The sequence below is a fragment of the Nostoc sp. FACHB-892 genome, from assembly GCF_014698795.1.
Classification (GTDB): domain Bacteria; phylum Cyanobacteriota; class Cyanobacteriia; order Cyanobacteriales; family Nostocaceae; genus Nostoc.
In genome coordinates, this window is the sequence record NZ_JACJTR010000001.1 from 532,152 (window position 1) to 556,087 (window position 23,936).

24 protein-coding genes are annotated in these 23,936 nt (G+C 41.2%); 12 read left to right on the forward strand and 12 right to left on the reverse strand.

Annotated elements, in window-relative coordinates; translation table 11 throughout:
* Positions 1–221: 221 nt before the first annotated feature.
* Positions 222–605 (reverse strand): hypothetical protein, encoded by a 384-nt coding sequence (locus H6G96_RS02270; RefSeq protein WP_242063150.1) that lies wholly within the window; start codon positions 603–605, stop codon positions 222–224.
* A 211-nt stretch (positions 606–816) separates the two neighbouring features.
* Here H6G96_RS02270 and H6G96_RS02275 point away from each other — a divergent pair, with 211 nt between their 5' ends.
* Positions 817–1,992, forward strand: a complete 1,176-nt coding sequence (locus H6G96_RS02275) for an AI-2E family transporter (protein WP_190909801.1) — start codon at positions 817–819, stop codon at positions 1,990–1,992.
* Positions 1,993–2,046: 54 nt separating this feature from the next.
* On the opposite strand, the gene H6G96_RS02280 is transcribed toward H6G96_RS02275, so the two are convergent.
* Both H6G96_RS02280 and H6G96_RS02285 read right to left on the reverse strand, forming a co-directional pair.
* Positions 2,047–3,378, reverse strand: a complete 1,332-nt coding sequence (locus H6G96_RS02280; protein ID WP_190909803.1) for a serpin family protein — start codon at positions 3,376–3,378, stop codon at positions 2,047–2,049.
* Between the two features lie 426 nt (positions 3,379–3,804).
* Positions 3,805–5,400, reverse strand: a complete 1,596-nt coding sequence (locus H6G96_RS02285; protein WP_190909805.1) for a S8 family serine peptidase — start codon at positions 5,398–5,400, stop codon at positions 3,805–3,807.
* Positions 5,401–5,600: 200 nt separating this feature from the next.
* Between H6G96_RS02285 and rpe the strand changes: the two genes are divergently transcribed.
* Positions 5,601–6,308: a ribulose-phosphate 3-epimerase gene (gene rpe, locus H6G96_RS02290; RefSeq protein WP_190909807.1), complete on the forward strand. Its 708-nt coding sequence runs from the start codon at positions 5,601–5,603 to the stop codon at positions 6,306–6,308.
* A gap of 266 nt (positions 6,309–6,574) precedes the next feature.
* Here rpe and H6G96_RS02295 read toward each other — a convergent pair whose 3' ends face one another.
* The 4 genes from H6G96_RS02295 to H6G96_RS02310 form a co-directional block, all read right to left on the reverse strand.
* Positions 6,575–6,760, reverse strand: a complete 186-nt coding sequence (locus H6G96_RS02295) for a hypothetical protein (RefSeq protein ID WP_190909809.1) — start codon at positions 6,758–6,760, stop codon at positions 6,575–6,577.
* Between the two features lie 344 nt (positions 6,761–7,104).
* Positions 7,105–7,575 carry a HetP family heterocyst commitment protein gene (locus H6G96_RS02300; RefSeq protein WP_190909988.1) on the reverse strand — a complete coding sequence of 157 codons (471 nt, stop codon included), beginning with the start codon at positions 7,573–7,575 and terminating at the stop codon, positions 7,105–7,107.
* A gap of 1,033 nt (positions 7,576–8,608) precedes the next feature.
* Positions 8,609–9,388 carry a cysteine peptidase family C39 domain-containing protein gene (locus H6G96_RS02305; RefSeq protein ID WP_190909811.1) on the reverse strand — a complete coding sequence of 260 codons (780 nt, stop codon included), beginning with the start codon at positions 9,386–9,388 and terminating at the stop codon, positions 8,609–8,611.
* A gap of 434 nt (positions 9,389–9,822) precedes the next feature.
* Positions 9,823–12,228: a GH116 family glycosyl hydrolase gene (locus H6G96_RS02310; RefSeq protein WP_190909813.1), complete on the reverse strand. Its 2,406-nt coding sequence runs from the start codon at positions 12,226–12,228 to the stop codon at positions 9,823–9,825.
* A 169-nt stretch (positions 12,229–12,397) separates the two neighbouring features.
* Here H6G96_RS02310 and H6G96_RS02315 point away from each other — a divergent pair, with 169 nt between their 5' ends.
* The 10 genes from H6G96_RS02315 to H6G96_RS02355 all read left to right on the forward strand — a co-directional run bounded on the left by H6G96_RS02315 (position 12,398) and on the right by H6G96_RS02355 (position 19,360).
* Positions 12,398–12,871: a hypothetical protein gene (locus H6G96_RS02315; protein ID WP_190909815.1), complete on the forward strand. Its 474-nt coding sequence runs from the start codon at positions 12,398–12,400 to the stop codon at positions 12,869–12,871.
* Positions 12,872–13,020: 149 nt separating this feature from the next.
* Positions 13,021–13,221, forward strand: coding sequence for a hypothetical protein (locus tag H6G96_RS02320; RefSeq protein WP_190909817.1), 201 nt, complete (start codon positions 13,021–13,023; stop codon positions 13,219–13,221).
* A 19-nt stretch (positions 13,222–13,240) separates the two neighbouring features.
* Complete coding sequence (locus H6G96_RS02325; RefSeq protein ID WP_190909819.1) at positions 13,241–13,540, forward strand: hypothetical protein; 300 nt, start codon at positions 13,241–13,243, stop codon at positions 13,538–13,540.
* A 331-nt stretch (positions 13,541–13,871) separates the two neighbouring features.
* Complete coding sequence (locus tag H6G96_RS02330) at positions 13,872–14,468, forward strand: transposase (protein ID WP_190909821.1); 597 nt, start codon at positions 13,872–13,874, stop codon at positions 14,466–14,468.
* A 123-nt stretch (positions 14,469–14,591) separates the two neighbouring features.
* A complete protein-coding gene (locus H6G96_RS02335; protein ID WP_190909823.1) occupies positions 14,592–14,837 on the forward strand; it encodes a DUF1902 domain-containing protein in 246 nt (81 codons plus the stop codon).
* 165 nt (positions 14,838–15,002) lie between these two features.
* Positions 15,003–15,218 (forward strand): hypothetical protein, encoded by a 216-nt coding sequence (locus H6G96_RS02340; protein WP_190909825.1) that lies wholly within the window; start codon positions 15,003–15,005, stop codon positions 15,216–15,218.
* A gap of 2 nt (positions 15,219–15,220) precedes the next feature.
* Complete coding sequence (locus tag H6G96_RS41075) at positions 15,221–15,454, forward strand: PIN domain-containing protein (protein ID WP_242063140.1); 234 nt, start codon at positions 15,221–15,223, stop codon at positions 15,452–15,454.
* Between the two features lie 24 nt (positions 15,455–15,478).
* The gene (locus H6G96_RS41080; RefSeq protein WP_242063141.1) at positions 15,479–15,625 is read left to right on the forward strand and encodes a hypothetical protein; all 147 of its coding nucleotides are present in this window, start codon (positions 15,479–15,481) and stop codon (positions 15,623–15,625) included.
* Positions 15,626–15,973: 348 nt separating this feature from the next.
* Positions 15,974–18,982, forward strand: coding sequence for a UPF0182 family protein (locus H6G96_RS02350; protein ID WP_190909827.1), 3,009 nt, complete (start codon positions 15,974–15,976; stop codon positions 18,980–18,982).
* 201 nt (positions 18,983–19,183) lie between these two features.
* Positions 19,184–19,360: a hypothetical protein gene (locus H6G96_RS02355; RefSeq protein ID WP_190909829.1), complete on the forward strand. Its 177-nt coding sequence runs from the start codon at positions 19,184–19,186 to the stop codon at positions 19,358–19,360.
* A gap of 57 nt (positions 19,361–19,417) precedes the next feature.
* Here H6G96_RS02355 and H6G96_RS02360 read toward each other — a convergent pair whose 3' ends face one another.
* The 5 genes from H6G96_RS02360 to H6G96_RS02380 form a co-directional block, all read right to left on the reverse strand.
* Positions 19,418–19,885 carry a hypothetical protein gene (locus H6G96_RS02360; protein WP_190909831.1) on the reverse strand — a complete coding sequence of 156 codons (468 nt, stop codon included), beginning with the start codon at positions 19,883–19,885 and terminating at the stop codon, positions 19,418–19,420.
* A gap of 104 nt (positions 19,886–19,989) precedes the next feature.
* Positions 19,990–20,292 carry a hypothetical protein gene (locus tag H6G96_RS02365; protein ID WP_190727519.1) on the reverse strand — a complete coding sequence of 101 codons (303 nt, stop codon included), beginning with the start codon at positions 20,290–20,292 and terminating at the stop codon, positions 19,990–19,992.
* Between the two features lie 251 nt (positions 20,293–20,543).
* A complete protein-coding gene (locus tag H6G96_RS02370; RefSeq protein WP_190909832.1) occupies positions 20,544–21,947 on the reverse strand; it encodes a glycoside hydrolase 100 family protein in 1,404 nt (467 codons plus the stop codon).
* Between the two features lie 138 nt (positions 21,948–22,085).
* Positions 22,086–22,895 carry an SDR family oxidoreductase gene (locus H6G96_RS02375; protein ID WP_190909834.1) on the reverse strand — a complete coding sequence of 270 codons (810 nt, stop codon included), beginning with the start codon at positions 22,893–22,895 and terminating at the stop codon, positions 22,086–22,088.
* 325 nt (positions 22,896–23,220) lie between these two features.
* The gene (locus H6G96_RS02380) at positions 23,221–23,886 is read right to left on the reverse strand and encodes a class I SAM-dependent methyltransferase (RefSeq protein WP_190909836.1); all 666 of its coding nucleotides are present in this window, start codon (positions 23,884–23,886) and stop codon (positions 23,221–23,223) included.
* Positions 23,887–23,936: the final 50 nt, after the last annotated feature.

The following is a 23,936-nucleotide window of genomic DNA, read 5'->3' on the forward strand; positions in this document are numbered from 1 at the left end:
AATCAACCCATAATAACTAACTCTTAATTATCAGTGCTAACTTTTTTAATGTAGTGTCAACCACAACACTTATAGCAGCATTTTTCCTTTTTTTGATCAACCTGGATATGTTTTACTGAAGTATGGCAATAATAAACTGGATTTGACTACATATATAGATAAATCAACAGTAATTTTTTCGGAAATAAGTAAAATTACTGAAAAATTATCACCCCAAAAAATTAAGATAAGTACTTACCGAACACTCGTTCTGCTAAATTAGTAAACCCTGGTAAACGCCCAGATTTGCCTTGCATCAGGCGCAAAATCAACCAAACACTTACTAAAAAGTAACCCGACGTGAGAAAGCTATTCAAGATAAATAGACGTAGCGAAAAAAAATCTGAAGTTGCTGCTCCGGTAGCTAATAATAAATATCCCAACAGCCAAGTAACTGCCAAAGTAATAGATAGACGGCTAATAGCAAGTTGTTCGCGACTTCCCTGGCCCCGATAGAGAGTCCACAAGGAGGGGAAAAAGCCGATAATCGGAATCAAATATAAAAGTAACTGTGTTTTGGGGATTGGGCATTGGGTATTAGGCATTGGGTATTGGGCATTGGGCATTGGGAAAATACTTTCTTTGTCCCCATGTCCCCTTGTCCCCTTGTCTCCCTTATCCCCCTCATCTCCCCGCTCTCCATTGTCTTTCGGTTCAAAATTTTCCATTTGGGTTAGTCTAACTCCTAAACTAGAAGGATGAATAAGACTCATATAGTTAGAGATAATAAGCTGTAAAGAAAGATTTCATTTAGTTGTATCCCGCAATCAGCTCAAAATGCAGACACGCAAGCTACTCGACTGGTGGCAAACATTCACACCAATAGCGCGAATCGGGGCGATCGCGTTATTCCTGCCGCTACTAGTTCTTAATGGTTGGGCACTTTCAGTATTTTTTGATTATTTCCATTCTCTCATAGTCATTTTAGTCGGAGCCTCAGTCTTAGCATTTCTGCTCAACTACCCCGTGAGTTGGATGGAGCATCATGGCGCTAGGCGAGAGCAAGTCGCTATTTTAGTATTTCTCTTGGCTTTATCGATTTTATTAGCGTTGGGTGTGACACTTTTTCCACTGGCCCTTACCCAAGCTCAACAACTGGTGGTTCGTTTGCCAGAGTTAATCGACTCTGGACGCTCTCAGTTAATGATATTAAACGAAAAAGCTGAGACTTTTGGCTTACCGATTAACCTCGATGCTCTGGTAGTGCAAATCAACGATCGCGTCAAAGGACAATTGCAAGCGATCGCTGGACAAGTTTTAAATCTGGCGGTAGTTACAGTTACTAGTCTGCTAGATATTCTCTTAACGATGGTTTTGACTTTCTACCTTTTACAGCATGGGGGTGAACTCTGGCAAAGTTTAGTGGGATGGCTACCTACTAAATTTCGCGATCCTTTCTCGAAAACAGTCCGCCTAAGCTTTCAAAATTTCTTCATCACCCAGTTGATTTTATCGACTTGCATGGCATCAGCCCTCATTCCTACCTTTTTGTGGCTGAAGGTGCCATTTGGCCTATTATTCGGTCTAACTATTGGTCTGATGGCTCTCATCCCCTTTGGTGGTTCTGTAGGCATCGCCTTGACTACATTATTGGTAGCGTTGCAAGATTTCTCAATGGGCGTGAGAGTTTTGATAGCAGCAGTAATTGTACAGCAAATTCTGGAAAACTTAATTGCCCCCCGAATTTTAGGCAGCTTTACTGGTTTAAATCCGGTTTGGATTTTAATCTCAGTCTTAACAGGGGCCAGAGTTGGCGGGCTGTTAGGTGTAATTGTGGCAGTACCTACAGCTGTTGTAATTAAGACCGCTTTAAGCGCCCTACGTCCGGGAGCGCTAACCAGCGAGACAGACGACAGTGCCACTGGGGAAATAACTGCATCTGTTGCAGCAAAAGAACCCCCGAAAGCTGACACCAAAAATACTCTGAGTATTTCTGAACCAACATTACCCTAGAATTCAATTCAAAATTCAAAATTAATAAATCCAAAATGAATAAATTTGGATTTTTTACTGTGGCTCAATGATGGAACCCATAAACAAAATGTTTCCCGTTTGATTATCCCTAATAGCGCAGAAGAAGGGACGATCAACAATCATTCGGAATGGTTCTGGTTCTTCCCTCAAAGATGTTGTTACTATTCCCACTGAAGTAGCCGCAGCCGCTTCGGTTCCTTCTTCATTCACTTCGACAAAAGTTTTATGCTTAACTTGGCTAATGGCAAAATTTTTACCCATGCCGGAAAAATTGGCTTTGCTGCTAAAAGCTTCTTCCATGCCTAAAGTTTTCAAAGCATCATTTAGGGTAACATCGTAATCTGTTTTGAAGCGGGGTAGGCGAATAAACCCTTTTTGTTCATTGAACTGAGTCATCCATTTTTCCCAGTTCTCAATATTCAAGCCTTGATAGAAGGCTTTAAGGTTAGAGTTTTGTTTGGGTAGGAAGATATAAAAACTAACTTTCCCGTCTTTGCCGTAAGGTAAACTAACTGCCTGAAATTGTTCGCTTTCATAGTATTTATAGTTACCTTCTTGCGACATCATCGGGTGTTGTTTTCGTCTGCCAGATGTGATGTAAAAAGGGTATTGAGCGGTTTGACTTTTCTCAAACTCGTTACTCCAATTACCTTTAAAATATATGGCATTAATTAAAAACAACACTTGATTGGGTTGAATTGTTTCAACTATTTTAGTAATTTTGCCCTTAGTATTTTCTTCTACCCAGTTATTGATAATAGTAGATGCGGCGGCATCTTTGAAGTTTAAATTGCTGACCTTAGCTTGATAGAAATCCTGGGTTCTCTTGAGGAAGTCTGGGGCAAAGCTAACATCTTGATTTGCCCAAAGTGAGTTAGCAATGCTCAGTTGCACTTTCGCATCCTGAGTGTCTAAAAGCTGCTTCAATGCCGCCGCGTAAGAAGAGTTGATTTCTGGTAGAGTCATCCCCTGTAATTCCAGGGTTTTTGCCATTGCTTGTTGAGTCGAGCCGTTAGCGCCGTTGTAGGTCATAGCAAGAGCGATCGCGACGCTTGAAGGTGAGATAAAAACATTTTTCTCACCTTTATCATCTTTCAGAACTTCTGAAAATAGTTTGAAGCCAAACTTATTGCTAGACTCAACTATTCTTGTATCAGAGTTGACTGTTTTTTTTTGCAATGGAGTTTCTGACTGAGGTAAACTAGATTGGGCGAGGGCACTTCTGTTACTCTCGACTTGAGAACATCCTAATACGCTGAATAGAACAACACTTGCAGCTGCTAGAGCATAACGTCTGCCCAGACTAACACCGTAACGTCTTTGCAGAAAATTTTCTTTTGCATCACTAAGTTTTTGTCGATTCATTCTGCTACCTCACTTGCCAAAGATTCCCGATCTGTGCTCATGGTTGACGCAGACACTGTGTCAATGATTAACTATTGCATTTGCTTCAATAGAAAAATGGGACTGTTACAGTTTTTGTAACAGCAAGTTAATAGTTCGGAGGAATTAAACACAACTTCTTAAGGCTGCTAATTCCTAATTGAGGCGGTTATGCAGGCGAATTATGAAAAATCCCGATTTGCAGGAATTTTTATATTTTTCAATAAAAGTATTCTAAACTACCTAATCACAAAAGAACCACCGTTCTTGATTTTTAAAGATGAAATTATGTTTCTCAGTTCACGAAATACGAAATTTTTCTAAGGAAGCACGGCTTGCGCCCCGATAGGAGAGCGTTGTTGAAATAGATGAAAACGCTGTAAGTTGACAAAGTTGTGCATCCCTCTTTCAATTGATAGGTACACTCCACCAAGCTAAACTATAGGCTTGAGTCGCTTCATTAAACTTTTGACGGAACTGGACGCGGATTTTATAATTGCCAGCAGCAGCAACGGGGCAAAAAATATGTTCTACACTATCAATTTGGCTGATTGAGGAGCAAACAGCACCAGCATCTGAATTTTGAGCATCGGCTTTTACTAAGTAAAGGTCGAGATTATTTAAACCGCGATCGCGAAAATTTTCACCCAGATCATATTGCTGGTTTTGATTTTTATCGTTGAGTTCTACCAATCGATCCCAACTCAGGGTAACAGCAACAAAACTTCCCTGCTTTAACGGCTTTGCCAATATATAGTCACCAGAAGCTCCAACATTGACTGTGCGATAATCCCAACCAATCGCTGGCACCGCAGCTGATGGCTGCCATTGACCGGCACTAAATTGCTGATAAGCACGAAATACATTTAAATGACCCGCTCCCATTTGGGCATCTAAGGGAATCTTTGGATCTTTATAAGCATCAGAATCTAGCCAGTTTTGATTTTGTTTATCAATTAGGGTTCGGGTCATTCCCAAGCGTAAGCCATCGCCACTGTCTAGGATTTTATCTCCTGAATTCAGCAATACAGCTTTCATTACTTGATGACGGCGAGAATCGGTACTCCAGTGGGGTTGTTTTGTCCGCATCTGTCTGTCAGCCAATTCCTGCAACAGAGCAACAGTAGCCGTAACTTGAGGTGCTGCAAAACTTGTACCTGTAACCTTGTTTAATTTGCCATCTGGATTGATCAAGGGAATATTATTCCCAGGAGCAACTAAACTGATAGCGGGACGCCCATCAATATTAAATTCCTTGCCAGCTAACCGTCTGGTTGCTCCTTGGTTAGCACCGGCCAGATTAGCCACATCTACTTTGTTAAAAACTCTCCCTCTGCGGGATGAAAAGGCCACGTTCATTGCGTTAAAATTATCTGTAGGAATAGGAATACCACCCTTACCCTGGTTGCCTGCGATCGCATACACAACGTCATGAACGCGACTAGACCAGTCAATACATAAAGTTAGTAAAGCATTGCCGTCTAAAGTAGCCTCTGGTCTAGGATCGCGGCTTAGAGGTTCACCAAAGCTAAAGTTAATAGCACGAACATCGCCACTATTTTGTAGCGCTATATGCTGGGCTGATAAACACTCTTCTGGTTGACCCATGTTTTTAGTTGAACCCACCGCAGACGAATACAGTCGCGCTCCCGGAGCAATTCCCGGCAAAGCTTTGTCTCGACTTACCATCACACCAGCAACATTGTAGGCGTGGGGGTCAACACCGCTATTAGATTTAGCTGGCCCATTGCGTAAGAATACTCCCGCTAAAGATATGGCGCGATTTTTAGACACCGCCTTATCCCAGCCAAACATTCCCGGTCGGCCAATTTCAACTTGACCAATAGCAATCTTACGACCGATTAAATTATAAGGAGGTTGATGTAGCTTTAGAGCATCAATGCCGTTAGTTCCCAAAGCAGATTCTAAAGCTAAAGCAATTACCGGCGCACTCAGACAAGAAGCACTTAATCCCCAAATTATCCAGGTTAGTTTTTTAGTCATTGGTCATTTGTCATTTGTCATTTGTCTTGGGCATTGCCGCACCCTCTTATAGAGAAGTATTGAGCATGGGTTATTCTCCTTGTGCCCAGTCCCCAGTCCCCAATCCCCGCCCCCGAAAAAAGCCGGGATCAAAGTTATGAGTCTTGATCAATGTTTTGTTACAATGCGTACAGACGAGGACGCTTAAAAACCCACTAGCCATGACCCAAAACCTATCTCAAAAGCCCATTGTAATTTCTCCATCTATTCTATCGGCCGATTTTAGTCGTCTGGGTGACGAAATTCGCGCCGTAGACGCGGCTGGAGCGGATTGGATTCATGTTGATGTCATGGACGGTCGTTTTGTACCTAATATTACGATAGGCCCTCTGATTGTGGAGGCGATTCGTCCGGTTACAACCAAACCACTGGATGTCCACTTGATGATTGTGGAGCCAGAAAAATATGTAGAGGGATTTGCTAAGGCGGGTGCTGATATAATCTCCGTACACTGCGAACATAATGCTTCCCCACACCTACACCGCACCTTAGGGCAAATTAAAGAGCTTGGTAAAAAAGCTGGAGTTGTACTCAATCCTGGTACCCCTCTAGAGCTAATTGAATACGTTCTAGATTTGTGCGATTTAGTACTAATTATGAGTGTTAACCCTGGTTTTGGTGGTCAAAGCTTTATCCCTGGTGTATTACCCAAAATCCGCAAGCTGCGTCAAATGTGTGATGAACGCGGTCTTGACCCTTGGATTGAAGTGGATGGAGGACTGAAGGCAAATAATACCTGGCAAGTTTTGGAAGCGGGAGCTAATGCAATTGTCGCTGGTTCAGCTGTATTTAATGCTAAGGATTATGCTGAGGCTATTACAGCAATTCGTAACAGCAAGTGTCCTACCCCAGAATTAGTCAAGGTTTAATTCATTTTTGGATTAACTATACTCCACAAAAATAAGGTGGGCAAATTGCCCACCTTATTTTTATTTAGAAATAAAAAACTGGAAGCTATTCAAGTTTTGAACTTCCAGTACTTACTATATAAATTGAAAATTTAGAAAACAGAGATAATCCAGGTTGGGAGGACTAGGATTAAAATAGTCGAAAGAGAAGCGTATGAGCTACTAGTTCTACTAGCCACGACAGGGATTTAACCGTAACTTTTCTATTTCCGTTCTCGGTATTGGTGTTAAGCGTTTGCTTTATTAACTAAAGCAACACCAATCAAAGTGTAGAAAGTTTTATAAGCATTACTCGCACCGTCTGCAGTCGGTAAAAGCTGTATAAACTTTGGATTGGGAGAAGCTACCGCTCCAAATTTTCTTTGCTCAAACTCTCTCGAAAATAGAACCACCAGTAGCAACGGTTGAATCATCAGTCTTGGTGTACTTGGTGTAGGAGTTATTTACTCCATGAAATGCTGACTACTTTTGTAATCAGTTTTATTTCTTCCATAGTCAGAACTAATCATTGATTTTATTATTTAAAATTAACTTGCTTGCCGCCAATCACCTCTATTTTGGTTGAAGTTGTACTGTACTTTTTATTAGTTTACCAATCTCATCAGTATATATTTGCCATTTTGGCAGATTTTTTTAAACAATATCAAATTCCTCATTGCTATAGAAAACCTGCCATGCTAACAATTTTCAATTAGCATAGCAGGCTCTTAGAGACTCAATGAAACCTACAGTAGAACCTATTGATTCCAAGTACTTTTTAATTGAATCCACAACTTTTCAATGAAATATCTTGAGTGCTTTCTGGTTTCATTTGCGATTTTATTGATTGATGCTCGTTAATTTGGTACGCCAATCTTTGATCTAAACTACCACCACGAATTTCCGTTTTTTGCTTTCCGACTACTTCCAGATAAGCTCTGTCTTTGATTTTGGTTAAGCAACTGGATGATCCATTACTATCAGATATTGCATCATTAGTATGTTGCAGCATTTTTATGTTTTCACTTTGCTGTTGATTTACCCTAGTGGCTTTAGAGTTTTCTTTTAGCAATCGATTGTAGGTGCGGTATGGAATGTAATGGAGAGGATTATAGCCAGCAAATCGCAGCATTAAAACACATGCCCAGGAATATTTACCAGCAAGAATTGCCTCAACTACTTTGTCAAATTGTTGAGCCTTCACTGTCTTATCTAAGTTACTACTAATGCCTGCAATGTCTTGATTCATCATAGTTTTTATTTACCTGGGATGAAGTAATTTAGGTTAGATTCTGCGATTGTTGATTTTTAAATTAAAGCTTACAAACTGCACTAGCCTTTTTGCAGCTTCTAATCGCTTTTAGGATTAACAAACTGTTTTCAACTCCTAATTAAACAACTTTGTCTGTTCAATTGGTTGTATTTCTTACTACTGCTAAATTAAGCATTTTCCGGGAAGTTTGCATATTTTTTTAGGTAATAGAAAAAATATTTGTCTTTGAGCATTAACAACACTATTGGTATTTATACTATTTTTTACTATTAATGCCATCTACGGATTTAGCAGATTATTAAGCTAAATTTACTGAATCTACTTTGATATGCAGATGCGTATTGTGCAACTTTTAATTTTGACCCCCTTTGCTAAATAATGAGGGGTAAGACCCCTCATGCAATATCAATTTAAACCTTTTATTATTGTCGAGTCACTAGAAAATATTAGCATTAACTAGGAGGTAAAACAACTTGTAAAAATAGCAATATATAAAAGTTTGATAAAACGAGAATTTTCATACTAATTGGAAATATTTTTAAAATATTCTCAATTAGAGAATATTGTTATCTTTTATCTTTGTATGCCTTGATATACAAAGGTTACAGCTTTAGCATATCTAGGATAAAATCGCTATAAAGCGCTCATGGATATCTCATGAGTATCATCAATAACTTACAAATAATCTAAATTCTAAAACTAATTATTTATTAGTAGGAATATCTGATTTTAATAATCACAAGTGGAGTTTATTAAAATATACGCAACAGAATGCTAATACAAAAAATATAGCAGGCTGAATCTGTATAGCTTAAGCTAATTCACTAATATATATAAAGCTAAATAGCAGAGGATGTTGCTAGTTTTATTCAATAGCAATTTATAAACATATTAATATCTAACAATTTTTTATATATAAGATTACAGATGCCGTTGCCGTTGGGCTAGATGGTAATATAAACCAAAAATTACTATGAGTTATTGATAAGCCCTTTGTTAAAAAGTATACCTATGTTTGTAACAAAGATATAGCCGACATTATGAAGGTAATAGGAGCTTGATTAATTTGGGTTAATTTCTGTTTAAACTTGCGTGCTAAATCGATATTTAAAGCACTAATCTCTTCGTCCAAAATCAGAATCGCTGAATTCTTAATCAGTGTGCAAACCAATGAAGTAAAAATAATTTGTCTGAGTAATTTTCGGTAATGCCACAATGTTTGCCAATAATAATTGAAGGAGAGTTTCTCACCTTTGGGAGCATTCAAGTTTTCCGTAAAGTTTAAAAGTAGGGTATATGCTGTCCTGCTAGCTTCAAATTGTGAACGCCAAAGCCATTCCTTGCCTATGGCTGGATTACTTAATATGCGATCGCCTTGAACTCGCCAGACAAGTAAATAATAAATTACTTGCCAATGAGCTACCCACGGGTTATAATATGAGTCCAGCTTACTAAGACTCGCCCTTACTGCTAGCGCTTCCAAGAGCAGATGAGTTGAGGCTTCTCCTTGAATAGTTGCGTTTGACGCAATTAGCTGCACCTGACCCTGGCAAACTGAATACAAAAAATTTCTATTTTCTTCAATTTTCCCATCTAGATTGTAGATAATTGTCTCCTCACCTTGTTGAAACTCATGGAAAACCCGAACTTGGCTAAATTGCGATTCTAGGTTTGTATCCTCGGCAACTAAGCTCAAAAATCTGAGCATAGCTACTTTTGGAGTGGGAGACTGCTGATTACTTGTATATTTCACATCTCCCCGGACTCTTAATGATGAAGAGGAGTTCATGGTTTAATTTCGGTTGTTTGGGTAAACTTAATAGCTTGTGCGAACTAAGTATTTATAGAGCGAAAAGGTTGATAACTCTTTCGCTGATTTGGTTTTACATCATTCGACTAGCCTATGTAAAACGCAATTACTTATGTTTTTAATCACACAATATTTCAATTTCATTTCTTACATTTATGGCTAAAGCTAGTAATAGTTGCATTTTTTGAAAGAGTGGTCTTGAATTCTCAATCCTTCAACTCTTACCATTACTGAAAATTTCCTTCGCTTCCGGAAATACTCGGAAAATAAAATCACAAAACTAGACTCTGCTTTTTCAGATGAAGACAGGCTAAATTTGGCATTACGCATACCAAATATGACCGTTCGTAGGGACGCACAGCTATGCACCCCTACGTGTGTTGCATCAAAACGGTTTTCGTTTTAATAGCAAATCAATTAATAACTAAGTAAATTCCCCAAATCGCCATTGCCCGTAAGTAAGTGCTAGCGCGGAAAGTACCAGCTGCGGTGATAGCTTCAGGGGTACGAAATTGCAGACCATTGTCATAAATTTGCTGCACTACAGCTTGCGTCAATTTCAACGCTTCATCCTTCATTCCCATCTGCACAAGAAAAGCCGCCAGTCCAAAGTTTATACCTGTCCAAACTTCTAGGGGATGAGTCGCTTTCGGGTTTTCTGGTGAACCGTCAGGACGAACACCATTAGCAGCACCAAACTCACCATTGCAGAATTTCAAAAAGCACGCATCATAAACAGTTTTCAAGGCAGAGAGGGTGCGATCGCTCGGTACAATATCAGGTAAATCTAGTAGTCGGGCGTAGAATTGTCCGCACAATTGATCTGCCATGACTACATCAGAGCCACTTTCACTATCAAGTTTGTAATATTGCCCATTCCAGAGTTTTTCTTGATAAATAGGGCGAGATTGTTTTAACCAAGCTTCATAGGTTGATTTTTGAACCGCCAAGATGCTAGGGTCGCCAAGTTTGTGAGTTAATAAAATATCGCAAATTGCGATCGCAGCCTCTAGCGCCGCCAACCACAACCCACCACAATAGGCGCTGACACCTTGTAACCGCCAATCATCAAAGGTTTGGTCAGGCGCACCGGAATTTTCGGGAATCCCATCGCCATCAAGGTCAAAAGTTTTCAGGTAGTCGAGGGTTTGAACGATCGCACTCCAGCAATCTGCCAAGAATTCTACATCGTCAGCACCCGTGAGTAAAAAATCACGGTATACTTGCAAGACAAAATCACTACCCAAATCCTTCCATAAATTGCAGTCTTGATAGCTGGTGTAGTTGGTTTTCTCCCAAACGTGTTCATTGGGTGCGCCTAAGTCGTGGGGTGTTGCACCTGCAACTTTGCGAACTGCGATCGGGCTTTCTGCCTTAATTGTCATGTAATAGCCAATGATTCGGGGTGTATCATCACCTTGAGGAATCGCTCGTGCAAATGCCCGCATTACTGACTTCTCTAATTCTGGAAACAGCATCAGCAGGGCAAAGGAGCCATATAATCGCACATCTAAACTTTCATACCAACGGTAATCTAGACACTCTAGCACTGCAAACTGACCGATGGGGTCAAGTTCTGATGCTGCATTCCAGAGAGTACCGCCGCTGGTAAGGTCATAAAGCTCATTAAATAGAGCCATCTTAAACCAGTTGGGTAAATCTTCCCGGTCGAGAATCGGTTTTTGCCAACTTTGAATTTGCGATCGCCAGCTTTGATATTCTTGTAGTGCGGTAGATGCGATCGCCCAAGCGTTGTTTCCATTTTTACCAAAAAAGTCTGTATATCTGCGGTAATAATTGACCCCGGTGGCAAATTCTGTAATCGGCAAATCCCAAGCCAGGACAAAGGGAATTTCGAGAGTTTCTCCTGGTTGAAGAGTGAAACGGATTGCCATTGCAGCCCCTAATTGTTCACCTTCTGCTACTGGATTTGCATCTATATAATTGGGCAAAGAACCATCTTTTGCAAAGTTTTGCCACACCTCATCACCTGTACCATTAGGATTCCATCGGCTGTGATGAAATACTTGCACCTGGGGATGCTTAACTGTAGCAATACACCAAGTTCCGTCACCTTCTTGCAAAGCATCACTACCAGCCCGACCTAAAACACAGCCAAACTGTTGTGTATTTTCAACTATCTGGTTATAGTTCCCTTGACTTTCGCCCCACCGTGGTTGGTATTCGTAAACCGGACTACCATCATCGCGCACCCGCACTTCGGGAGATTTGAGAGCGTTTGTAAACCAGCCCACCATATTTTGCCAAGTGAGCATAATGCTGAGAGTAATCGGTGCATCCGTGGGGTTGTAGGCATTCCAAAGGAATATTGCTACAGGGTAGCTAGCTTCTTGGTAATTACCTGCCCAAATTGGTGAAAACTGCTCACAAGTCAACTGTGCTTGAAATACATTTTCATACGCAAACCAGCTACGTGGGTATAGCGCGTGATAATTGCCTGTCCCTTGTGTAGCGGGAAGCGTCGGATACCATTGCCAAGCTTTGAGAGTGTCATCATCTGGCGCTTGGGTAGATAAAGCGTAGGCTTGGGAAGATGTGCCATTTGACTCAAACACACTGAATTGACAAGCGGGAACGTTTTTGAAGGTATGCTCACCGCCGTCGATGTGCCACAAGTTAAAATCTCCCCGTGAAGAACGACCGATGCAACCCGCACCAAAGCCACCTAAAGGCATACCATGCCAAGGGCCATCATCGATATTACTTGCATAGCGGACGGTATAAGGTTTGTCCCAGCCTAAGCCGATGGGACGGCTCCAAGTGCAAGAGGGAATTTTCACAGAGAGTTGATTTGTCATCGCCTAATGTTACAGCGTGCAGTTACGTCCATGAAGACTAGCGCGATGTGCGATTTTTCTCAAGGGGCACAATGATCTAAGGGCATGGGTATTGCCGTGTCCCTATCTGGTAATTTTGTTGTATATGTGGGCACTCTAAAGTTAAGTAACATACTGGAGATTAATTTCTATGTCCACAGCCCCAATTAGTGCAACACTAGCGCAATCAGAGAGAGATGCCGTCTTGCAAGCGATCGCCACCATTAAAGAAAAACTACCATTTTTGATTGATTTAAGTAACGAGGAGCGTAAAGCTTTACCCAAGATGGGAGATAAAAGCCGTGCCTTTGTCAGCAAAGCATTGGAAGTAGCGACACAGAACCCAGAGTTTTTGCCGCGATCGTTTGACCTCAATGAGATGCGGAAAGACGTACAATTATTTGAAGCTTTGTATCCAGTATTGCTGTCTTTGTCGCAATTACAAGAGTTGCTGGATGATACTTCGCTAGCAGTGGGCAGTGAAGCTTATGCAGCCGCGTTGCAGGTGTATAACTATGCCAAAGCTAGTGGACAAGGCGCTGGTTTAGATGGGGTAGTTGAAGAAATGGGGCAAAGGTTCGCCCGTAAATCTCGGAAATCCAAGCCTCAAGCAGCAGCGTTGTAGAAAATAGCTCGGTGATTGCACTTCTAAGGTGCAATGTTGAGGTTCAGAACTCGGATGTTGGAGTAAATTGCTCGGCGTTCCGAGTTCTGAACTCGAAGCTTCAACCTCAGAACATAGAATTTCGAGATGAGAACACAAAACTTGGAGCTATGAACAGCAACGTCCGAGATCCAAGAGTGAATGATAGTGAGTTAGGAGCGATCGCTTTTGTTATCATCCCATCTTCACAAACCTGCAACCTCAAAAAACACAAATTACTTATCACCAATATCTTGCGTAGGGGCACAACAATGTTGTGCCCTGATATAACTGTTCACCCTAGCCAATATTTTATTTGTAATTTCCCATAGAGTAATTAGTACCATTCAAATGGAATACGCACTGTGCAAAACAATATTGTTTCTCGTTGAGATGCCAGATGGGTTCGGGGCACGGCAATGCCGTGCCCCTACAATGGTCTGTACTTATTATCTCCATCATTTAGGCTCAGAACTCCAGTTTTCACTTTCAGAACTCGAAACTTCGACCTTTGAACTCGGAACTTCGACCTCTGAACTCGGAACTTCAACCTCTGAACTCAGAACTTCGACCTCTGAACTCGAAACTTCGACCTCTGAACTCAAAACTTCGTGTTTGGAACCGCAACATACGAGATCCAAGGCTCAATAATGGTGATTCAAGGGCGAATATTTTCCTTATTATTTTATCTTCACAAACCTGCAAACTAAAGCTACCACAAATATCTTGCGTAGGGGCACAACATTGTTGTGCCCTGATACAACTGTTCACCCCAACCAATAATTTATTTGTAATTTCCCGTAAAAGAATTAGTATCATTCAAATTTAATATGCATCGTGCAAAACAATATTATTTATCGTTGAGATGCCAAATGGGTTAGAGGGCACGGCAATGCCGTGCCCCTACGTTTTGTATATAGGTGCAAATAAAAATCATCGATTAAAATAAACACATATTGCTAATAACTAAATATAAAAATTCATGGCTTATGATCCACAAATACATCATCGCCATTCTATTCGCTTAAAAGGGTACGATTACACCCAATCTGGCGCATATTTCATCACCATTTGCACCAAAGCGCGGCAATGTTTATTTGGTAATGTGGTTAAAAGCGAAATGCAATTAAATTATTTAGGTCATATTGCCTTCAACTACTGGCAAACAATACCCGATCATTTTCCCCATATTGAATTAGATACCTTTGTAGTCATGCCTAACCATCTACACGGCATCTTAATCATCACCGATAAACCTGTAGGGGCACAACATTGTTGTGCCCTCAATCAACATCTCGCCCACAACACAGAAAAATTCGGTAAACCTTTACATGGTTCTATTTCTACAGTTATTCGTAGCTATAAAGGCGTTGTCACCAAACGCATTAATATAATTTGGCAGACCAAAGGACAATCAATCTGGCAACGAAATTTTTATGAACACATTGGAAGAGAACAAAAATCTCTAGATAATATCCGAGAATATATTTTAAATAATCCCCAGCGTTGGGCAGATGATCCAGAAAACCCGCAACATAATTTTGACGATGGAGATTTCCTGTTTGACATCCCTTTTTGATTTCAAACCCTGTGTTATGTCATAAATATCAATTCGCGTTGAGATGCAACACATTGATAAGGGCACGGCATTGCCGTGCCCCTACGATTTTCTAAACTGGAACTACGTTGTAAGCACTCAATAATGGCACAAATCACATTTAAGGTTGAAGTATTTTGGGATTCAGACGCAGAAGTTTGGGTAGCAACTAGTGATAATGTACCTGGATTGGTAACAGAAGCTTCTACGATTGAGGTTCTGACGCAAAAGCTGCGAGAAATAATTCCAGAACTGATCGTTATCAACAAAATTGTCCCTCGTGACTATGTGGGTTCTATCACCTTTGAGTTAACCAGCCATCGACAAGAGTTGATTCAGGTGGCTTCATAGATGGGTGCGTCGTTTACTCCTGAGTTGAAAAAGATGCTTTCAGAAGTTGGGTGCTACTTTGAACGGCAAGGCAAAGGAGATCATGAAATCTGGTACAGTGCAATTACAGAGCGTCGGTAGAGCAGCAAGAAATGCTACTAGAAATCAGATAGGAGGTAAACAAAAATGCTAAGAACCATTGAAGGAATTTATAAAAACGGCAAAATTGAACTAGCTGAAACGCCACAAGGTATTACTGAAAGCAGAGTCTTTGTTACTTTCTTAGAGACAAAAGCCATGACTTGGCCAGAAACAATTATGCAACATCAAGGTGTAGTAGAAAGTATCATTTTTGAATCCTACCGAGACGAACTACTACCACCTAACGAAATCCATTTGTAATCATGGGTTACTTACTCGATACCTGCGTAATTAGTAATTTTGTCAAGGGAGAACAAAATACTCTCAAGCTATTAAAGCCTACAACTCCCACTGATATTTTTATTTCCTCCTTAACAGTAATGGAGGTAAAGTACGGATTAGCAATCAATCCCCAACGTGCCTTGAAAATTCAATCAGTGATTGAAGCATTATTAGGTTCGATTACAATTTTACCTTTTGGTGTGGAAGAAGCATAACTTGCTGCCCAAATTAGAAGTATTTTGAAAACAGCAGGTAATTTTATTGGTTCTTATGATATGTTGATCGCAGCAACAGCACTAACTCACAATCATATTGTTGTAACATCTAATATTAGAGAATATCAAAGAGTACCCAGCTTGCAAATAGAGAATTGGCGTTCTTCTTAAATTACGTATCTTTGCACCTTTTCTCAAACTCGCACCTCATAGTCTCATTTGGGCATCTTCTATCGCGGAAATATTAGAGATAGTTTTTAATAGTGCGATCGCAAAGAATAATATAGCGAGGTGAAGACGACAAGCCCTGTACGTCTATGCTTCCTCTTTGAACTCGATACTCATGCTCAGAACTGCAACATCCCAGATTCAAAGGTAATTTATTTTAGTTTCCACTATAAACTTTGAGGCGTTGCTGAATTCAGCTATTGTAGAAAGTAGTAATAACTTCTGGGAAAGTACCAAATACTTTCCTTAATGCAGTGAAGTTGACTTTGCAGATAGTTTGGCTGCTACGGAATGTATTGGAAATGGGGCTTTAGACTACTAATTGTATTCTTCGGGTTGTGGCTACTCCTGAATCTGGGTTCCCGCTTGGGAGCGGAGATTTTTTGGTTTCAGGAAGTCGGCTACCTCCAAGTATTTTTGTTGAGGGTGGTAACTCGCGGTGTTTTATGGATAGTAGTGGCTGGGGTAACTGCTGCCTATCTACTGCTAAATCTGGCCGTAGCACAACGGCTAAAATATTCCCCGTCTTTGAAGATTGAGGAAGTCAGGCGTGAGGAGGCAGAACTGAGCAGTGAATTAAAAAATTTTCTCACTCCTCATTATTCAAGACGCAACGAAATCCAGACAGTTACGCCACAACGCTTGAAACCATTTAGATTGCGCTGGTTATTACCCTTAGCTGTGGTATTAAGCTTTTTGATTGGGTTAATGCTAGCTCACTATGGTCAAATTGCTCTTTTTTACTGGAATTCTCCAGTAAATCAGGCTAGTCTACCCATTCCCTCTCTATTTCGGCCAGAGACAATTTGGCAACTCTTCAGACAGATTGTTTCTCAAGTCTGGTATATCGGCTTAATTGGGGGAGTAATGATCGCAATCTTAATCTATCCCCAATTTTTATTAACTGCGATCGCGGCTGTATTCAGTCCCATTTTTGCCTTCATCCTATTCCAACACTGGCCAAAGGTGCTGCAATATTTTCACCCCACCCTTTTCAACAGCACTGAGCCTTTATTTGGTCGAGATATCAGCTTTTACGTATTTTTCTTACCTGTTTGGGAACTGCTAGAACTCTGGCTGATGGGATTATGTTTGTATGGCTTCGTCGCCGTTAGCCTTACTTATCTTTTGTCAGCTGACAGTTTGAGTCAGGGGATTTTCCCTGGTTTTTCGCCCCAGCAGCAGCGTCATTTATCCGGTATGGGTGGCTTGTTGATGCTGGTAGTAGCTCTGAGTTATTGGCTGAGTCGCTATGAACTGGTGTATTCTACCCGTGGAGTAACTTATGGTGCAAGTTATACGGATGTAATAGCCCAGTTGCCAGCTTATACCGTCTTGTGTATTGTGGCAGTAGCGATCGCAACTTACCTACTTTGGCGAACGTTTTTCTGGAAATCCAAATCCCAGTATCGTCGCTTAGTATTTTACGGATTAGGGGTTTATTTAGTACTAGTTATATTAGCTGACACTGTTTTACCTGCTGTAGTGCAATATTTAATTGTCCTACCTAATGAATTGCAACGAGAGCAACCCTACATTCAGCGAACTATCGCTTTGACTCGCCAAGCATTCGATTTAGAGGCAATCGATTCCAGAGGCTTCAACCCTCGAGGAATGCTGACTGAAGCTGATATTCAAAACAATGACTTGACAATTCGGAATATTCGCCTTTGGGATCAGCGACCGCTTTTAGAAACTAACCGTCAGCTGCAACAAATTCGGCCATATTATCGGTTCCCCGATGCCGATATTGATCGGTATACTCTAAAAACAGATGTAACTTCACGCCGACCATCAGCCCCTCAAAACCCACCAGAACCTAAGCAGGAAGCAGCTGAAGCAACAGAACGTCGGCAGGTACTGATTGCCGCACGAGAATTAGACTACACTGGCGTACCACAGGAAGCTCAAACGTGGGTTAACCGTCATTTAATTTATACCCACGGTTTCGGGTTTACTGTTAGCCCAGTTAATACAGTTGGAGCGGGTGGGCTACCAGAATATTTTGTTAAAGATATTAGCGGTAACAGTAGCGCCCTCACAACTTCGAGTCCAGCGATTCGTGACAGTATTCCCATTGGGCAACCACGGATTTATTACGGTGAAATAGCTAATAGTTATGTAATGACTGGCACAAGAGTTAGAGAGCTAGACTACCCCAGTGGTAGTGACAATGTTTACAACTCTTACGATGGTCTGGGTGGAGTTCAAATTGGTTCAACATGGCGACGGTGGTTATTTGCCATGTATTTGAAAGATTGGCAGATGGTGCTGACGCGGGACTTTTTGCCAGATACAAGGGTACTATTCCGGCGAAATGTCAAGCAAAGAATTCGAGCGATCGCACCTTTTCTGAAATTTGACAGCGATCCTTATTTAGTTGCTGCTGCTGCTAATCAAGATTTTCCAAGTAATCCCAGCTATCTTTACTGGATTGTTGATGCTTACACAACAAGCGATCGCTATCCTTACTCAGACACTGCTAGCGACGGTATCAACTACATTCGTAACTCGGTCAAGGTAGTAATTGATGCTTACAATGGCAGTGTTAATTTTTATATTGCAGATTCCAGCGATCCGATTATTGCTACTTGGTCAAGGATATTTCCCAACACCTTCAAACCGCTCAGTGCCATGCCGGTTACTCTCCGCAGTCATATCCGGTATCCGGTGGACTTTTTCAAAATTCAATCTGAGCGCTTGATGACCTACCACATGACTGACCCCCAGGTATTTTACAATCGGGAAGACCAGTGGCAGATTCCTAACGAAATCTATGGCAGTGAAGCCCGTCCGGTAGAGCCGTATTATTTGATTACTAGTCTACCCACCGTACCCTTTGAAGAATTTATCCTGCTTTTACCCTACACTCCCAGGCAACGGACTAATTTAATCGCTTGGTTAGCGGCGCGATCGGATGGAGAAAACTACGGTAGGTTATTCTTATATACTTTTCCCAAAGAAAGACTGGTCTACGGTACAGAACAAATCGAAGCGCGGATTAACCAAGACCCAGTAATTTCTCAGCAAATTTCTCTGTGGAATCGCCAAGGATCGAAAGCCATTCAAGGCAATCTACTAGTAATTCCCATTGAAGAATCGCTGCTGTATGTTGAGCCAATCTATCTAGAAGCCACACAGAATAGTTTGCCAACTTTGGTGCGGGTAATTGTGGCTTACGAAAACCGGATTGTCATGGCACAAACATTAGAAGAAGCATTGCAGGGAATTTTTAAACCAGAAGTTACACCAGCGCCTGCAATTATCCGTCCCTTTGAAGAAGCAGTTCCGCCAGGTTGAGGAACTGTGAGAAGGGAAGGGGTTGGGGTGCAATAACTGTGGGAATTGTGACTAAAAAAAATTGACTTTAACAAGGAGTTTTAACTTTAACCCAAGCGTATTGGTCTTAAATGCAGGGATTGCATAATTTAACAAAATTTATTGCAACAGACATAGTTGAATGATTCAACATAATGTAATAGACACTAAAGGTTAACGAACATGATGCAAAGTAAGCAACTAGAGATTCGGCACATTAGTCCTAAAGTGAGGCAGTTGATTCAAATGTACGCCGATGTTAATAATTGTACCCAGCCTGAAATGTTAGAGCGCATTGTTTTGGAGTGGAACGCCCAACAAAGCGAGAGCGAACGACCGCCAGGAGATGAAGATGAATAATTTTCTGCTACAATCTCTAGTCTGCTTCTAGCAAGAGGCTTTAATTTATTTAGCTTTTTAATTGTAGAAAAACTTTCCAGAAATCGGGTCTTGTTTGAGGGATTGAATAAAATCCCCCAAAGTCATCATGTTGCCCGTTAAGGTGAACTTAGGAGTACCATTTTGAGCAACAATTCTCACTTCACCGTCTTGGATCTGAATCTTATTTTTAATGCTATCCCATAGAGCATTGAAGCTTTGATCATCCTTACAACCATTGGCTTCAAGGAATCTTTGACGTACTTCTGTTTTTAGTGCTAGTGCTTCTGCTGCTTGAGTCCGCGCCTCAAAATGCTTAATTACGTCTTCGTAAGGACTTTCCCTTAAAGTTTTATTTTCAGCTTGAACTTGCTCTAACTGAGTTTTTATGGCTTGCAGTTGGGACGCTAAAGCAGCTGATTTCTGGTATTCAAGTTTTAAGGCTTGTTTTGCATTTGCTAACAAGGCTTTATAATCTGGCTGATCTTGATTTTTTTCGGATTGCATTTTTATCTCTTGATAAACAGCTTTTCGCTGAAAAAATCTCGCCAGTTCTATTACAAAAATTGGCGAGAGTTTAGGAAATATTTTCTGTATTATCTAAATATTCGTTATTTTACCAATAATGGTGTTTCCGAGTGAGGGTTCTCTTGGATACTACTCAGACTAGAACTAATATGGGAGCGGATAGCTTTTTCATAAACACTAGTCTGCTGAGTGCGTACCCCTATAGCTTGATATATTAAATTGATTTCTGGGAATTCAGACCAGTACATCAAGAAAATATCTTTAGCTGGAGTAATAATTTCATAATTATTCTCTTGTCTTTTCTTTCTGAGCTTACAATTATTTAGTTGTAATTTTTGTCTGAATAATTGTTCAAATTCTGAAATTAAATCTGAAGTAGTTTTCATGGTTTATACACGTTAAAACGTGTTAATGATGCAAAGACTATCTTGTGATACTACTGAGTATGACACTTCAGATACCTCTTACGATATAGTGTATCAGTTATCCGGCATTTGAAGCTTTAAAGTTTACCTTTGCGTACTCACTTTGGAGAAGCAAGCTAGGCATAGCATCTCCAAGAGTTACGGTACTTCTTAGCAGAGGCATCCTGTATAAGTACAACGGCTAAATCATCGCCTTGCGCCGCAATCAGTACCTATAGGCTACAGCCTGGGCCTTCAAGACCCTCTGTAAAGCTGATTAATTCCAAGTAATCTGGATTTTCCAGCAGTTTTTTGGCTGCTAGCAAGCCGGCAATGCTCCAAGTTTGATATACTCTAGCTTCTTTCCCAATCAAACGACCATTATTCCCATCGTAGTATTCCGGGAATTTATCCTTAAATAAACGCCTTTCGGCAATAGCTACTGCTGCTTGGGCAAGTTCTGTTCGACCTGCTTTCAGTGCCGCCGCAGTAAATAACCACAGCAAAACGGGCCAGTTACCACCGTTGTGATAAGACCAAGCCCTGTTTTTAGAATCACATCCTGTAACAATTCTCCACTCCAAACCATCCATTGCTGGAAAGCAGATTTTAACAGGCATATAGCCGATCAAGTCTTGCCAACGTTGGGCAAATAAATTCATAATGCTTTGAGATTCTTTTTCGCTTGCTAAGGAAGCTAAGATTGCCATCAGATTTCCCAGAGCAAAAAAGCGAAAATCTATCCGTCCCGGCCCGAGATTTCCCGCTAAATATCCTCCAGTTTCGGGCAACCACTCGGTCAACCAAGTCGGGATTGATTCTGAGTTGATGTTGAATTTATTAACAATTTCTTTACCAAATTCGTTATCCTTGTAACGATAAATTTCCCCCAATCGCTTCAGGTCTAGCCAGTAATAGTTACGGATATGATATTTCAAAGATCCCAATCGCCTATTGACTTTGCCAAGGTAGGTATCGCCATCCCCATCTGGTAAAAGCAAGTCACTAGCAGCCCTGAGAGACGCATAAAATAAGACTTGAATTTCTAGAGGATGTTCGTAGACTCCCATGCGACGGTCAATCATAAATGCGCCATCGGGAACTAACATTGTTGGGTACATGGAAAAGCGATGTACCAAGCAAAGATCCAAAATTAACTTGATTCCTGCTTGAAAATCTGGCTGACGCGCTAGAGTTAAATCACCTGTAGCTTTTTCATAGGCGCGTAGCAAGAGAATCCACCACATACAAGAATCAATTGGGGGAACGCGAGCGATCGCCAGTTCACCAAAATCAGCGACCAAAAATTCCTCATTCCCATTAGAATGTACTTTGAAACTTGCAGGCATTAATCCCGCTCCTGGTTCAAAGCAGTCTATCTGCTTTTCATGACTTTGTAATTTCAGTGTTTCTACTAAGAAGTTACGCACAATCTCTGCTTTGCCGTTCATGAGAAACACTAAGGCAGAAGGAACAAAATCGCGGAGAAAGCACTGATCGTAATTGAGTGCATCTGACTCCGCATCTCTGGCGGCTACAGTACCAATGGGTTTTCCCTGGTAATAAATTATCGACTCTTCCAACAATTCCCAGGCTTCTGCTTCCAGCAGACTGTTCTTATCGATCGCGCTAGTCATAGGCGTTTAATTCCACTAATGGTATGTATCGGCTTAATTGTGGAAAGTACGCAAGCCTACCTCAACGAACAGGCAGGGAGAAAGGGCGAATCCCCTTTCTGTTCTATCCCCCTTACTCCCTACTCCCTTGCCTCTTTTTCAAGCTGACCAGCTCTCTCGGAAGTCAGCATATAGAGTCAATCCACCATCTACGAATAGGGTTTGTCCGGTGATGTAGGCGGCTTCATCCGAAGCTAAAAAAGCTACTGCGGCTGCCATTTCCTCTGAGGAGCCAGCACGCCCCATCGGAATGTGACTTTCTACGATCGCCTTTTTTTCGGGGTCATCTATCCAGGCTTGATTTATTGGCGTGACTGTTGCTCCGGGGGCAATGGCGTTGACACGAATACCTTGGTTGGCATATTCCAATGCTAAAGTTTTGGTTAGGTTTTCCATACCACCTTTGCTAATGGAATAACTGATATACATCGGTCGCGGAATAATTTCGTGAACGCTAGAAATATTAATAATCACCCCCGGACGATTAACAGACAGGAGGTGTTTAATAGTTTCACGGGCGCAGAGATAAGCACCCCGGAGATTAACTGCAATTACCCGGTCAAAGTCTGCTGTGGTAACTTCATGGGACGGACTTTCTGTTTGAATACCAGCATTGTTGATTAAAATATCTACACTGCCAAATTCATTTACTACGGTGTTGACCATCTCAACAATGTCTGATTCTTGGGAGACATCTCCCTGAACCGGTAGCGACTTCACACCACAATTTTCGATGTTGCCGCAGGCTTTTTGCAATGCCATCTCTTCCGTTTCTGCCGCGCCTTCCGGGTCTTTACGGTAATTGATAGCGATGTTGCACCCTTCTTGAGCAAGTCTGATAGCGATCGCTTGACCAATACCTGAAGTTGCACCTGTAATTAAAGCATTCTTTCCTTTTAACCCTATCATATTTTATGCCTAAGCTGCCCTTGCTGGAATTTGCACTCAGTTAAAATTTTTGATTTTAGATTATTTTTTCTGATATCTAAATTTGCTGTTGTCAACCCCCAATAGAGGTAATTTAAAATTACAAAGGTTTTCGTTTACATAAAGTACATTTCATCTTCAACTCCTCTTCTTGCCAAGGAGCTACGGTGTAAGCACAAGTTATGCGATTCCCCAAAAGTCCTCTAAAACTTCACCTTGTCCTATGGGAGATCCCTCTCCTTACTAAAGAGAGGGATAGCTTATGCAAAACCAGGGTGAGATATCTCAGGGGCAATGCTATTATTCCCTAACGTAAATTCTCTGGCACATTTTCAGGAACTACCCAATAGTAAATAGTTTTGCCATCTACAGTCAGGGTCTGCTCTGGTTTCCAATCACCCATATCGAAGGCGTGAGAGACAACACGAGTCCCAGGTTTGAGTTCACTCAATATCTTCGGGCGGAGTTTGGCATTGACCTCTGGCAGTAAGTAAAGTGTAAGTACTGTTGCTTCACTAAAATCAGTGGTGAACAAATCTTGCTGGACAAACTTCACGCGATCTGTTACTCCTGCTTTCTTGGCATTCTCATTAGCTTCTTGAATGCGTTCAGGGTTGATATCTACGCCGACACCGCGCGTACCATACCTTTGCGCCGCAGTAACGACAATTCTTCCATCACCACTGCCAAGGTCATAAAGCACATCATTCTTACCCACTTTTGCCACTTTTAACATTGCATCTACCACTGGCTGTGGTGTAGGTACGTAGGGAACATCGCCAGCGCGTTCTTGTGGTTGAGTTGTAGGAGTTGTCGTAGCTGGTGCTTCGGTTTCGGTCTGACCCGTCAAAGTAGAAGGAGAAGGTTGTGTCCCGGCTTGTAAGTCTGTGCCTTGCGGTGTACATCCAGAAATTCCCAAGCTGGTAATACTAACCCCTGTAACCATTAAAAACAGAATTTTTTTGAAGTTCATGAATTTTCTCCTTTATTCAGTAGCTTGTGGTCAGTAGTTAGTAAAACAAC